The organism is Bacillus sp. RC242 (assembly GCF_044908245.1).
GTDB classification, from domain to species: domain Bacteria; phylum Bacillota; class Bacilli; order Bacillales; family Bacillaceae_G; genus Bacillus_A; species Bacillus_A mycoides.
In genome coordinates this window covers 237,686-249,765 of the sequence record NZ_JBIYCZ010000001.1, presented here as the reverse complement: position 1 = coordinate 249,765, position 12,080 = coordinate 237,686, and the positions used below count along the sequence as shown (strand labels likewise).

Genomic DNA, 12,080 nt, shown 5'->3' with positions numbered 1-12,080 from the left:
CTTTTGAAAGTTGTTACAATTCTAGTGACAAATGATATAATCTTTCCAGTATTTTGTAAAGAAAAAAATAAGAATGGGGATGACAAAATGAAAGTCGCATGTATTCAAATGGATATTGCTTTTGGAGATGTAGAAAAAAATATTGAGAGCGCTAAAAATAAAATAAGCGAAGCGATGAAGGAGAAACCAGACGTTGTCGTCTTACCAGAACTATGGACAACGGGATATGATTTAACAAGGCTTTCTGAAATTGCAGATACGGATGGATTAGAAACGAAAGAAATGCTAAAAGAATGGTCGAAGCGATACGGTGTACATATTGTTGGTGGTTCCATAGCAAAGCAAACAGAGCAAGGTGTCACAAATACAATGTATGTTGTAACTAATAAAGGTCAGCTAGTCAATGAATATAGTAAAGTACATTTATTTCAGCTTATGGATGAACATAAATATTTAGTTGCTGGTAATGAGACAGGTGAATTTACGCTAGATGATGTAGAGTGCGCTGGAACAATTTGTTATGATATTCGTTTTCCGGAGTGGATGCGTGTTCATACAGCTAAAGGTGCAAAAGTTTTATTCGTTGTAGCAGAATGGCCATTAGTTCGTTTAGCACATTGGCGCTTGCTATTACAAGCAAGAGCAGTTGAAAATCAGTGTTATGTTGTAGCATGTAATAGGGCGGGAAAGGATCCGAATAATGAGTTCGCAGGTCATTCTTTAATTGTCGATCCGTGGGGTGAAGTTGTGGTAGAGGCAAATGAAGAGGAATCTATTTTATTTGGAGAGCTTAAATTCGAGAAGATTAAAGAGGTACGTAAAGGAATCCCAGTTTTTGCAGATCGCCGTCCAGAATTATATAAATAAAATGTTGACAAGTGATTTTTATTCTTGGTATAGTCTTCATCATAAAGTTAAAAATTCAAAAAAATATGCAACTCTTATCAAGAGCAGGTGGAGGGATTTGGCCCGATGAAGCCCAGCAACCGACCGTAATACCATTGTGAAATGGGGCGTTTATGACGCCAAAAGGCACGGTGCTAATTCCAGCAGAAAGTAAACTTTCTGGCAGATAAGAGGGGAGAAGATAAACTTCAAACCTCTTTCTTTGTGGAAAGGGGTTTTTCTATTTTGGAAAAACCTCTGAATGAAAAGGAGGAGAAGACGATGGGATATTATTCATTAACTGAAACAACAGCTATACAATATGCGAAAGAATACGGTTATTTTGAAAAGAAAGCAAATGTAGTTTGTCATGAAATTGGAGATGGAAATTTAAATTATGTGTTCAAATTAGATGATGGAGAGAAGTCTATTATAATAAAACAAGCACTGCCATATGCGAAAGTAGTTGGTAAGAGCTGGCCACTGTCTATAAAAAGAGCGACGATTGAAAGTAAAGCATTACAAATTTTTGCGAAGTATGTGCCAGATTATGTTCCGGTAGTGTACAGTCATGATGAAGAGTTAGCAGTTACAGTAATAGAAGACTTATCAAGACTAACAATTACAAGAAAAGGATTAATAGATGGAGAAGGATATCCACTTTTATCCCAGCATATCGGTCGTTTTCTAGCACATGTTTTGTTTTATACTTCAGATTTCGGTTTACAGTCAGAAGAGAAAAGGGTACTAGAAGGTACATTTGTAAATCCAGACCTTAGTAAAATTACAGAAGATTTAGTTTTTACGGATCCGTTTGGACATTACGATACGAATGATTATGAGTCAGATTTACAGTCAGTGATTGATGAACTTTGGAGTGACAAAACTTTAAAGCTAAAAGTAGCACAATATAAATATAAGTTTTTAACGAGAAAAGAAGCGCTTATTCATGGTGATTTACATACTGGTAGTATTTTTTCATCACCTTCTGAAACGAAAGTGATTGATCCAGAATTTGCAACGTACGGTCCATTTGGATTTGATATCGGTCAATTTATTGCAAATCTATTATTAAATGCTTTATCTAGAGAAGAAGAAAAGAGAAGTGTACTATTTTTCCATATAGAAAAGACATGGAGTTATTTTGTAGAAAACTTTACGAAGTTATGGATTGGAGAAGGTGTAGAAGCATATACGAAAGAAAAACAATGGTTACCAATTATTTTGCAAAATATCTTTACTGATGCCGTCGGATTTGCGGGATGTGAACTGATTCGTAGAACAATTGGTTTAGCTCATGTAGCGGATTTAGATGGGATAGCAAATAAAGAAAAAAGAATTCAAGCTAAAAAACAAGCGTTATCCTTAGGTAGAGAACTAATAAAATATGAAGCCAAGTGTGCTGATATTCAACTGTTTCGAACATTATTTCAACAGACAGTTGGAGGCGTAAAAGCATGAGTACAATTATTACTATTCCGAGATCTGTAAGTTGGAAAGGCGATGCAATTGCAGTATTAAATCAAACAAAGTTGCCGCATGTCACTGAATACAAAACATTAACGAATATTGAAGATGTATGGAAAAGTATCATTATGTTAGAAGTACGAGGAGCGCCTGCAATTGGAATTGTAGCTGCGTTTGGTTTGGCGCTTGCGGCAAAGAAATACGATGCTATAAATATCGATGAGTTTCAAAAGAAGTTTAATAGAGATTGTAACTATTTAGGAACATCACGCCCGACAGCAGTCAATTTATTTTGGGCAATCGATCGTATGAGAGAATCTATTCGAGAGATTACTACAATAAAAGAAGCTCAAAAAATATTAGAAGAAGAAGCGCTTCATATTCAGCAAGAGGATGAAATGGTGTGCCGAAGTATTGGAGAACATGCTTTAACATGTTTTAAAGACGGTGATAAAATTTTAACAATTTGTAACGCTGGAAGTATTGCAACTGCTAGATATGGAACAGCGTTAGCCCCATTTTATATTGGGAAAGAGAAGGGTGTGCGTTTACATGCGTATGCGTGTGAAACGAGGCCGGTTTTACAAGGTGGTCGTTTAACGACATGGGAATTGAAACAAGCAGACATTGATGTAACGCTTATTACGGATAATACTGCAGCACATGCAATTCGAACGAAAGAAATTAATGCGATTATCGTAGGGGCAGATCGAATCGTTGAAAACGGTGATACTGCTAATAAAATAGGAACATTAAATTTAGCTATATTAGCAAAGTATTTCGGTATCCCATTTTACGTTGCAGCACCGTTATCTACATTTGATACTACGAAACAAACAGGTGCTGAAATTGTCATTGAAGAAAGAGATGAAACAGAAGTTACGAAAATTTTTGGGAAACAAGTGGCGCCACTTGGAACGCCTGTATTTAACCCTGCATTTGATGTAACACCGCATGAATTAATTACGGGGATTATTACTGAGAAAGGTATTTTACGTGGAGATTATAAGCAAGAAATTACATCATTATTTGAAAAAATAAGCTAACTGCTCAGTCGCTATATAAAAAAATGGTGGAAAAGCATGTTTTTAAATGGTCGAGAGGGACTGGCTATGTATAGGAGCGGTCAGCGCCTGTTCCTACCACGCGCAACGTTTTAAAACAAAGAAAGGTAGCAAGGTGTAGGACCATTTGTATCTTCATGGTAGCAATCTATATGCTGAAAAATGAAATGTATGGCCGAGTAGTTAAAAAACAAGTTAATAAAAAATAGCTTGTTTTTATGCCTTAAGTCTTCCTTTCCTCTTATTTATGTAATGAAGGGAGGAGAGAAAGATGGAAGAGTGGATCAGGATGATAGGTAATGTGGGGTTTCCAATTGTTGTAACGCTATATTTACTACATCGCATTGAAAGTAAATTAGACGGAGTGATTGTTGCAATTGAGAAACTCCCTAAACAATTACTAAAGTAGAAAGATCCTCGCGATAAAAAGTAAAATAAAGTTTGCTCGCGAAGAGCAAACTTTATTTTTTTATTGAGCAGTATATCCACCATCGATAACAACAGCTTGACCAGTTATGCCTTTTGCTTTTTCACTTGCTAAAAACATAGCATAATCAGCAATTTCTTGTACTTGTAGCAAACGTTTCTGTGGTACAAGAGGATAAATGACATCTTCTAAAACATTTTCAAGTGGTACATTTCTTGTAGTGGCTAAATCTTGTAATTGATTACGTACAAGGGGAGTATCGACATAACCAGGACAAAGCGCATTAACAGTAATTCCGTGAGTAGCGCCTTCTAAAGCAGCAACTTTTGTTAATCCAATTACGCCATGTTTCGCGCTATTATAGGCAGCTTTTCCAGCGAATCCAACAAGTCCGTTAATCGAAGCAACATTAATAATACGACCATATTTTTGCTTTTTCATAACCGGAAAAGCATGTTTGATGGCGATAAATGGAGCGATTTGCATAATTTTAATAAGAAGCTCGAATTTATCAGTTGGAAAATCTTCAATCGGTGAAACATGTTGCATTCCTGCGTTGTTAATTAATACATCTAATGAGCCGAAGTGAGTAACTGTTTGAGAAATTGCTGCTGTAATTTCTTCTTCAGATGTAACGTCACATTTTAAACCAATGGCTTGATAGCCTTCTTTTTGCAATTGTTCAGCAGCTTCTTTCGCACGTTCTTCAAGACGATCACTAATTACAACTTTAGCACCCTCTTTGGCAAAAGCACTTCCCATTTCATAACCAATACCGCTCGCAGCACCTGTTAAAAAGACAACTCGATTTGTAACCATGATGAAAAACACTCCTTCATAATAAAAGTTCTCTTATTGCTCTATTTAGAGAGGTGATAATAAAATCCCTGCAAACATTTGGAAAAATATTGCTAGCTATCTTGTTTTGCAAAGTAGCGTTTGCTATACTATTTTGTAAAGCAAGATACTTACGCTTATCTATCTTGTAAAACAAGATAGTGGGAGGATTTGAAATATGTCGACAAGTCAAATGCTGAAAGGGATTTTAGAAGGATGCTTACTTGCTATTATTTCTGAAGGTGAAATATACGGTTATGAAATGAGTGAAAGATTAGCGAAGTATGGTTTCACAATGGCGAGTGAGGGAAGTATTTATCCGTTATTAATACGAATGCAAAAGGAAGGATTAATAACAAGTGTAATGAAGGAATCTCCATCTGGCCCAAAGCGAAAATATTATACATTAACAGAAAAAGGCGAGGAAGCACTGGATGAATTTATGGATCGCTGGGAAGCGATGCAAAGTAGTGTAGAGCGTCTACTTGAAGGGAAGGGGAGAAAAAAATAATGTTATCAAATGAAGCGCGAAATTTTTTATTAGATATGAGATTATTTTTAACTGCAAAGAGTGTGAAAGAAAGCGATATTGAAAGCTTTTTAGAAGATGCAGAGTTGCATTTAATAGAAGGTGAGGGTGAAGGAAAAAGTGTAGAAGATATTTTCGGAAGCTCACCGAAAGAATATGCAAATGAACTTGTAAAAGTAATGGAAAGGGATAGACAGGAAACGTGGAAGCAAATTGGTTTTACGGTAATGAATGTCGTATCGTTTTGGATTATTGCTTCTATCTTAATAGTGAATAACGGAATTCTACAGATTTCACTTATTCAGTGTATTGGCTATAGTTTTACATTGATTTTAGCTGTAATGGGTCCTAATTTTCTGCTTCGTAAAATGACCTTTGTAACAAGCTTTACAAAAACATGGTTTTTAGTCATGATTGCGCCAATGTTTTTATTAGGAGCAGTTACGATATTAGATGTGATATATCCTACAACGATGTTTACGTTGACTCTAGTCCAAAGTTATATATTAGCTGGAGGGATCTTTATCCTCACGGTAGTTATAAATATATATTTTGAAGGATGGTTTAAAAATTTATATTTAATTATTCCTCTTTCTATTATGTTAGTGTTTCAAACATTTACATCAGAAGATCTCATACCGATGTTATTTCAGATTATATGTTTATACGGAAGTTTATTTATTTTAATTTTCGTTGAAATTATGATGAAGACGAATAGAAGAGAAACGGTTAAATAAGGGAGGGATTCTAATGCAAGTTTCTAAAGAAGGGGAAAAGTTTTTAATCGATACGAAAGTGTATTTAATTACGAAGGGAATTAAAGAAGAAGATGTAGATGCTTTTCTAGAGGATGCAGAGCTACATTTAATAGAAGGTGAGAAAAAAGGAAAGACGGTAAGTGATATATTTGGTGATTCGCCAAAAGAATATGCAGAAGAATTAGCGAAAGAGATGGAGAAGGATAAAGGCGGGAGTATAAAGAGTATTCTTGCGATGATAATTGGTATTGGCGGGTATTGGATATTAACTCATATTTTATTTAATAATCCAAATCAGCAATTTACACTAACGAATATACAGTTAATTGGCTATCCTATCGTCTTAATCATTACGATTATTGGAACCATTGTTGCGTTTAGAATGTCTTCTTTTAAAAATAAATTTGTAGAGTTCGGGATTATTTACATAATAGTAATGGTTCCCATTTTACTATTAGTATTATTGATGTTTGTTGATAAATGGTACGGTACACCTATTTTGCAATTGTCGACAATGCAAACATATATATTAGCAGCAAGTATCTTTTTATTACTTTTCGTTGGAGAAGTGTATGTCCTTGGTTGGATGGGTGTTTTGGTGCTAATTGTTCCTTTAGCGATTATGTTTATATTTAAAGGATTAGAAGAAAAAAATGTATTTTGGGGAATTGCAAAGATATTACTTATGTATGGAAGTATATATGGGTTAATGAGATGGTCTTTAAAAATTGAAGAGAGAAAAAGTGTAAACTAGTAGTTTGGAAGGAGGGAATGCGATGCTTTCTCATGAGTCACGAACTTTTTTGGAAAACACAGGAGCCTATTTAAGAGTAAAAGGAATAAGTGAGAAGGATATTAAATTCTTTTTAGAAGATGCAGAACTACATTTAATAGAAGGTGAGAAGAAGGGAAAGACGGTAAGTGATATATTTGGTCATGCTCCAAAAGAATATGCTAATCAACTTGCGGAAGAGATGGATATAGATAGAAAAGGTAATTATAAATTATTACTTTACTTTATTGTAAATTTATTGGCTTTCACGATGATGAAGAGCGTATTCTTTAGTGCAGCCGACCGTCGTTTGTCTTATTCTTTAATTGAGTTAATTGGCTATCCGATTATGATTTTTGTAGGAATTATTGTATTAATATGGGGGATGAGAACAGCGGCGTTTAAGCGGAAAAGAACTGAACTTATTATTATGTATATAACTAGTGTGCTATGGTTTTTATCAATTTTCAGTATTGCATTACTAAATAACTTTTATGGCACAACGTTTATTCAATTTACTGCTATAGAAAGCTTTGGTCTTGTAGGTATTGTATTTCTGAGCGCGGCCGTTATAAATATTAAATTTGGTGGTTGGTTTACTTTGCTCTATTTGCTTGTTCCAATTGCATTAGAATATATATTTGTAATGTTAGATTTATCAGGCATTATAGGAATGTATATACATCAAATAGTTTTTTTAGTCGTTATTTATATGCTTTTAAAAATTCACACAAAATTAGAAAAAAGGGCATTCATATGCAAATAATGATTATATGTATATTAACTATTCTGTTTCTAGGATTAGCAATATTAGGGATCTATACCGTTTTCACAAAAAAGATGCATGATGACTATTTCGATACTTTATTAGATGACACATCAGGTTATGTTTTGTTCTTCGGTTTAATAGGAAAAGGGCTGCTCTGGATATGCAAAAAAGTATTTCCAAAGAAATATTATATTGGGATTTTCAGAGGAATTACGTTTACGTTTAGTTGCCTATTTTTCTTCCTCGCAGCCGGTATTTGGTTTGTTGATTGGAATATGTTGTTTTAAACAGTAACAAGATCGTTACTGTTTTTTTCTTTGTAATAAAGAACTTTGTAAGGAGAGTTCCTTTTGTTCGTTTGTTAATAAGGAATGAATATGGACGTTTTCAGGGCGAGGGACGATAGGATACATAAGATTTGTTGGAGAAGGGTGGTGCTCCGATCCAGTTGGAGAATGAGGATCTGCATGAGTAAGTTTTCCATGAATTCGTCTTGTAAATAAAATATGACCAATTTCGTGAGCGAGGGTGTATATATTTTTCATTGGAGCAGCTGAGTTTGTTAAAACGATGTAACCAGTAAGTTGTTGTTGTTTCGCTAGAGAGTAAGCGCAAGCGATTACTGCGGTTTCTTTGAAATAATCACTACCAATATAACAAATATAAAGGTCACATTCAGGAGCTTCGTTAACACAAGTTTGAAAAAAGGATGATAATTTTTCCTGACTTTGAATGGAGTTTTTATAACTAATTTCCCGATTAGAAAAACGGAAAAGTTCGTTTAGTACAATTACTTCTTTAATTTGAAATGTAATGGGATGCCAAATTGATTCTGCAACTGCTAAATCTTTTGCAATACGGTCGTCAGAAATATCGGCGCCTGGAGTAATGCAAACACATATATTAACGTATGAATCCATAAGGAACACCTCAAATGAACAAATTCTTCCTATAATATATGTGGGAAAAGATTCTATGTATGGATAAACGCCTTGTTTATCGCACGAATATATATAATACAAGTCGAAAAAATTTCATAGTTCTATAACGTAGTATGGTCTGCTTTTTGATATAGTAAAGAAAAGGGGGAGAATATATGTATACATTAAAAATCGTTTCAGACAGAGAAGCTCTTTATCAATTTGCGAGCTATGTAAGAGTTGTGCAAGGGGTTGAAGATGTATATGTAGAGGTGGGAGAACCTTTATATGAACATCCATTAATGAAGTTTTATGTACATATTACAATTGAAGAAACATATGATCAGCATAAAGCATTGCAAGAAATAGCTAGGTTAGTAGAATTAGGGCGTTTTACATATGTCCATTATCATAGTGAGGAAATTGAAGAAGCTTTTGAAGTTGTAAAATACGAAAGCTTTAAGAAATAAAGTGAAACTTTAATCAGTGGGGGTTTTGTTCATCGCCCACTGATTATCAGCCCTCACCAATCGGGCTTTTATGGGCAGCCCGATCCCCACCTAACTTCTTTACTTTCGCTGAATTTTGAGGTAGGGGTCTTACCGCCCGCAAATAGCAGGATAACGGTAAAAAAAGGAAGTGGAAGCTTCCTTTTTTATTGAAAATTACAGCAACAAAAGAAAGAGAATTTTGTTATGATAAGGAAGGGTGAGGAAAGGGGAGTTTACATATTGGGGTATATTGAAGAGTTACGCAAAGTAGTTGGTACGAGACCACTTATTTTAGTAGGATCGGCAATTATTATATTAAATGATAATCAAGAAGTATTGCTTCAATATCGTTCAGATACATATGATTGGGGCGTACCTGGTGGGGCAATGGAACTGGGAGAAACGACAGAAGAAACTGCTCGTAGAGAATTATTCGAGGAGACGGGACTAAACGCGAAAATTATGCAATTTCTTGGCGTTCTTTCAGGAAAGGAAGTTTATTTCCGTTATCCAAATGGAGATGAAATTTTTAATGTGATTCATCTGTATCAGGCACATCATGTAAGCGGAGAATTAAAGCTCGATCATGAAGGGTTACAACTTCAATATTTTCCAGTAGATAAGTTACCAAAATTGAATGAAACGACAGAGAAGATATTACAAAAATTCTTATACGCATTGACAGAATAGAAGGTTAATTCCTTCTATTTTTATTATATTAAATATTTTGATTTTTTGGTATGTTTATAGTATGATAATTTTAGACATACAACTTATGGGATTTCACCTAAAAACTTACTAGGGTACATAAGAGAGGGGCAAGTACAAAATGCATAATGTTGTCATTACAGCTGCAGTTCGTTCACCTATTGGAACTTTCGGAGGAGCACTAAAAAATATAACACCAGTAGAATTAGCTGTTCCTGTACTTCAGGAAGCTGTAAAAAGAGGCGGAGTAGAGCCACATGAAGTTGATGAAGTAATTTTAGGTCATTGTATTCAAAGAACTGATGAAGCAAATACAGCAAGAACAGCTGCATTAGCGGCAGGATTTCCTGACACAGTTACTGGTTATACAATTCAACGTCAATGTTCTTCAGGTATGCAAGCAATTATGTCTGCTGCAATGCAAATCCAATTAGGTGTAAGTGATATTGTTGTTGCAGGTGGAGTAGAAGCAATGAGCTCGAGCCCTTATGCATTAAAACAACACCGCTGGGGACAACGTCTACAGCACGGAGAAATTCGTGATACGGTGTGGGAAGTTTTAGAAGATCCGATTCACCATATTATGATGGGTGAAACAGCGGAAAATTTAGTTGAACAATATGAAATTACAAGAGAGGAACAAGATGAAGTTGCGCTTCGTAGTCATACATTAGCGCTGCAAGCGATGGAGTCTGGATACTTTGACGACCAAATTGTTCCTATTACAATAAAAGAACGTAGAAAAGAAGTTGTATTTGCAAAGGATGAACATCCACGTGCAGATATTACAGCTGAAAAATTAGCAGGATTAAAACCAGCTTTCCGTAAAGATGGATCAGTAACTGCAGGGAATTCATCTGGTCTTAATGACGGAAGTGCCGTTTTAGTATTAATGAGTGAAGAAAAGGCGAAAGAAAAAGGCTTACAACCGTTAGCTCGAATTGTTGGATATTCAGTAGCAGGTGTAGATCCGAAAATTATGGGTATTGGACCAGCACCAGCAATTCGCAAAGGGTTAGAAAAAGTAGATTGGTCATTAGAAGATGCAGATTTACTTGAAATTAATGAAGCTTTCGCTGCACAATACCTAGCTGTAGAGAAAGAGTTAGGGTTAGACCGTGAGAAAGTGAATGTAAACGGTAGTGGTGTAGGACTTGGACATCCAATCGGTTGTACAGGAGCTCGTATTACGGTAAGTTTAATTCACGAATTAAAACGACGTGGATTAGAAAAAGGTATTGCCTCTCTATGCGTTGGAGGCGGTATTGGAGTAGCTTTATTTATAGAAGCATTATAAAAAAGAGGCAGCGATTGCTGCCTCTTTTTTTATGACTCAAATAAGTGATGAAATAATCGATCGCGATTTTCAAAGAAAAGTTTCGTCGTTTGGTAATGCTCCGTTTCTTCTAATGTCGATTCGTGAATCCCTTCTTGAGTTAAAGAGTATATAGTAGATTCAGGATAAGCCATTAAAATAGGAGAGTGCGTCGCGATAACAAATTGTGAACCTTGTTCCGCTAGTTCGTGCATTCGAATAAGCATAGAAAGTTGCCTCATTGGTGATAGAGCGGCCTCAGGCTCATCTAAAATGTATAAACCTTGTCCTGAAAAACGATTCATAAATAATGAGAAAAATGATTCACCATGTGATTGTTTGTGTAGTGAGGTACCACCATAGGAGTCAATAATTGGATTTCCGGGTGCGTCTAAATCAGCATCCATTTCATCAATATAAGAAGCAACGTTATAAAATGATTCAGCGCGAAGAAAGAAACCGTCTTTTGGTGTATTGAAACTTTTTGAAATTCGAATGTATTCATGTAAAGACGAATGTGAATCGTACGTGTTAAAACGGAAGTTCTTCGTTCCACCTTCTGCATTAAAACCTAAAGCAACTGCAATCGCTTCGAGTAATGTTGATTTACCCGTTCCGTTTTCTCCAATAATGAATGTTACATTCGGATGGAAAAGGAGTGATTGTAATGTTCGTATAGCCGGTAAGCAGTATGGATATGCGGAAAAGCTAGGGATATTTTCTTTTTGTAATGAGACGCTTTTTAAAAAGGGTGTTTCAATCAATATATAAACCTCAATTCATAACGGATTTTGTTTCTAAAAAAGCAGCGAATACAAGTGTAATACAACTTGCTAGTAATATTGTATATTGAAGTGCGCCAAAACCAAGCCCTTCCCAGCTGAAAGTCATTCTCTTCCATATGAAAATGAAAAGAACGCTCATAAAGCCAAAGAGGGCAGGCATATATTTTATAATTTTCAAGTGCTTCCATAGAAAGAAGCCAATGTATGTACTTAAAAACAAGGTAGACAGAACAAGAAAAAATACAAGTGTTAACGACACGTGATCCCCTTTATTTTCTGAATATTTTATGTGAATTATAACATTTAAACTATCATATTCCAATGTGAAAATAAATATTGCATGGAGATTATTC

The 12,080-nt window shown here is 35.2% G+C and carries 16 protein-coding genes and 1 riboswitch; of the genes, 12 read left to right on the top strand and 4 right to left on the bottom strand.

What is annotated here, in order from left to right; genetic code table 11:
- Positions 1–3: 3 nt before the first annotated feature.
- From ABH957_RS01300 to ABH957_RS01285, 4 genes are all read left to right on the top strand, one after another.
- Positions 4–867: a carbon-nitrogen family hydrolase gene (locus ABH957_RS01300; RefSeq protein WP_404444835.1), complete on the top strand. Its 864-nt coding sequence runs from the start codon at positions 4–6 to the stop codon at positions 865–867.
- Positions 868–938: 71 nt separating this feature from the next.
- Positions 939–1,079, top strand: a riboswitch (SAM riboswitch).
- A gap of 88 nt (positions 1,080–1,167) precedes the next feature.
- A complete protein-coding gene (gene mtnK / locus ABH957_RS01295; protein WP_404510607.1) occupies positions 1,168–2,346 on the top strand; it encodes an S-methyl-5-thioribose kinase in 1,179 nt (392 codons plus the stop codon).
- Complete coding sequence (gene mtnA, locus ABH957_RS01290; RefSeq protein WP_404444841.1) at positions 2,343–3,398, top strand: S-methyl-5-thioribose-1-phosphate isomerase; 1,056 nt, start codon at positions 2,343–2,345, stop codon at positions 3,396–3,398. The genes mtnK and mtnA overlap by 4 nt, the downstream gene beginning before the upstream one ends.
- 289 nt (positions 3,399–3,687) lie before the next feature.
- A complete protein-coding gene (locus ABH957_RS01285) occupies positions 3,688–3,825 on the top strand; it encodes a YvrJ family protein (RefSeq protein WP_000393342.1) in 138 nt (45 codons plus the stop codon).
- A gap of 60 nt (positions 3,826–3,885) precedes the next feature.
- Here ABH957_RS01285 and ABH957_RS01280 read toward each other — a convergent pair whose 3' ends face one another.
- Entirely contained in the window at positions 3,886–4,662 is a 777-nt protein-coding gene (locus ABH957_RS01280; RefSeq protein ID WP_404444845.1) for a 3-hydroxybutyrate dehydrogenase, read from the bottom strand.
- A 196-nt stretch (positions 4,663–4,858) separates the two neighbouring features.
- Here ABH957_RS01280 and ABH957_RS01275 point away from each other — a divergent pair, with 196 nt between their 5' ends.
- From ABH957_RS01275 to ABH957_RS01255, 5 genes are read left to right on the top strand one after another with little or no spacing between them, the layout of a single operon-like run.
- Positions 4,859–5,191: a PadR family transcriptional regulator gene (locus tag ABH957_RS01275; protein ID WP_002014879.1), complete on the top strand. Its 333-nt coding sequence runs from the start codon at positions 4,859–4,861 to the stop codon at positions 5,189–5,191.
- Positions 5,191–5,946, top strand: coding sequence for a DUF1129 domain-containing protein (locus ABH957_RS01270; protein ID WP_404453944.1), 756 nt, complete (start codon positions 5,191–5,193; stop codon positions 5,944–5,946). Before ABH957_RS01275 ends, ABH957_RS01270 begins: the two co-directional genes overlap by 1 nt.
- 13 nt (positions 5,947–5,959) lie before the next feature.
- A complete protein-coding gene (locus ABH957_RS01265; protein WP_219303461.1) occupies positions 5,960–6,721 on the top strand; it encodes a DUF1129 domain-containing protein in 762 nt (253 codons plus the stop codon).
- A gap of 22 nt (positions 6,722–6,743) precedes the next feature.
- Positions 6,744–7,505, top strand: coding sequence for a DUF1129 domain-containing protein (locus ABH957_RS01260; RefSeq protein WP_404453941.1), 762 nt, complete (start codon positions 6,744–6,746; stop codon positions 7,503–7,505).
- The gene (locus tag ABH957_RS01255; protein ID WP_404453938.1) at positions 7,496–7,795 is read left to right on the top strand and encodes a DNA-binding protein; all 300 of its coding nucleotides are present in this window, start codon (positions 7,496–7,498) and stop codon (positions 7,793–7,795) included. Before ABH957_RS01260 ends, ABH957_RS01255 begins: the two co-directional genes overlap by 10 nt.
- 15 nt (positions 7,796–7,810) lie before the next feature.
- Here ABH957_RS01255 and ABH957_RS01250 read toward each other — a convergent pair whose 3' ends face one another.
- Entirely contained in the window at positions 7,811–8,428 is a 618-nt protein-coding gene (locus ABH957_RS01250) for an ImmA/IrrE family metallo-endopeptidase (protein ID WP_113937160.1), read from the bottom strand.
- 176 nt (positions 8,429–8,604) lie between these two features.
- Between ABH957_RS01250 and ABH957_RS01245 the strand changes: the two genes are divergently transcribed.
- From ABH957_RS01245 to ABH957_RS01235, 3 genes are all read left to right on the top strand, one after another.
- The gene (locus ABH957_RS01245; protein WP_404453935.1) at positions 8,605–8,898 is read left to right on the top strand and encodes a DUF3928 family protein; all 294 of its coding nucleotides are present in this window, start codon (positions 8,605–8,607) and stop codon (positions 8,896–8,898) included.
- Between the two features lie 261 nt (positions 8,899–9,159).
- Positions 9,160–9,609, top strand: coding sequence for an NUDIX hydrolase (locus tag ABH957_RS01240; protein WP_033708394.1), 450 nt, complete (start codon positions 9,160–9,162; stop codon positions 9,607–9,609).
- Positions 9,610–9,748: 139 nt separating this feature from the next.
- Positions 9,749–10,924, top strand: coding sequence for an acetyl-CoA C-acetyltransferase (locus ABH957_RS01235; RefSeq protein WP_002128911.1), 1,176 nt, complete (start codon positions 9,749–9,751; stop codon positions 10,922–10,924).
- A gap of 29 nt (positions 10,925–10,953) precedes the next feature.
- On the opposite strand, the gene ABH957_RS01230 is transcribed toward ABH957_RS01235, so the two are convergent.
- The gene (locus tag ABH957_RS01230; RefSeq protein WP_404453932.1) at positions 10,954–11,706 is read right to left on the bottom strand and encodes an AAA family ATPase; all 753 of its coding nucleotides are present in this window, start codon (positions 11,704–11,706) and stop codon (positions 10,954–10,956) included.
- A gap of 10 nt (positions 11,707–11,716) precedes the next feature.
- Positions 11,717–11,986, bottom strand: coding sequence for a hypothetical protein (locus tag ABH957_RS01225; RefSeq protein WP_242246960.1), 270 nt, complete (start codon positions 11,984–11,986; stop codon positions 11,717–11,719).
- Between the last annotated feature and the right edge of the window lie 94 nt (positions 11,987–12,080).

Coding starts and splice junctions, on each gene's coding strand:
- mtnK (WP_404510607.1), top strand. CDS start 1,168: ATGGGATATTATTCATTAACTGAAACAACAGCTATACAATATGCGAAA.
- mtnA (WP_404444841.1), top strand. CDS start 2,343: ATGAGTACAATTATTACTATTCCGAGATCTGTAAGTTGGAAAGGCGAT.
- ABH957_RS01285 (WP_000393342.1), top strand. CDS start 3,688: ATGGAAGAGTGGATCAGGATGATAGGTAATGTGGGGTTTCCAATTGTT.
- ABH957_RS01280 (WP_404444845.1), bottom strand. CDS start 4,662: ATGGTTACAAATCGAGTTGTCTTTTTAACAGGTGCTGCGAGCGGTATT.
- ABH957_RS01275 (WP_002014879.1), top strand. CDS start 4,859: ATGTCGACAAGTCAAATGCTGAAAGGGATTTTAGAAGGATGCTTACTT.
- ABH957_RS01270 (WP_404453944.1), top strand. CDS start 5,191: ATGTTATCAAATGAAGCGCGAAATTTTTTATTAGATATGAGATTATTT.
- ABH957_RS01265 (WP_219303461.1), top strand. CDS start 5,960: ATGCAAGTTTCTAAAGAAGGGGAAAAGTTTTTAATCGATACGAAAGTG.
- ABH957_RS01260 (WP_404453941.1), top strand. CDS start 6,744: ATGCTTTCTCATGAGTCACGAACTTTTTTGGAAAACACAGGAGCCTAT.
- ABH957_RS01255 (WP_404453938.1), top strand. CDS start 7,496: ATGCAAATAATGATTATATGTATATTAACTATTCTGTTTCTAGGATTA.
- ABH957_RS01250 (WP_113937160.1), bottom strand. CDS start 8,428: ATGGATTCATACGTTAATATATGTGTTTGCATTACTCCAGGCGCCGAT.
- ABH957_RS01245 (WP_404453935.1), top strand. CDS start 8,605: ATGTATACATTAAAAATCGTTTCAGACAGAGAAGCTCTTTATCAATTT.
- ABH957_RS01235 (WP_002128911.1), top strand. CDS start 9,749: ATGCATAATGTTGTCATTACAGCTGCAGTTCGTTCACCTATTGGAACT.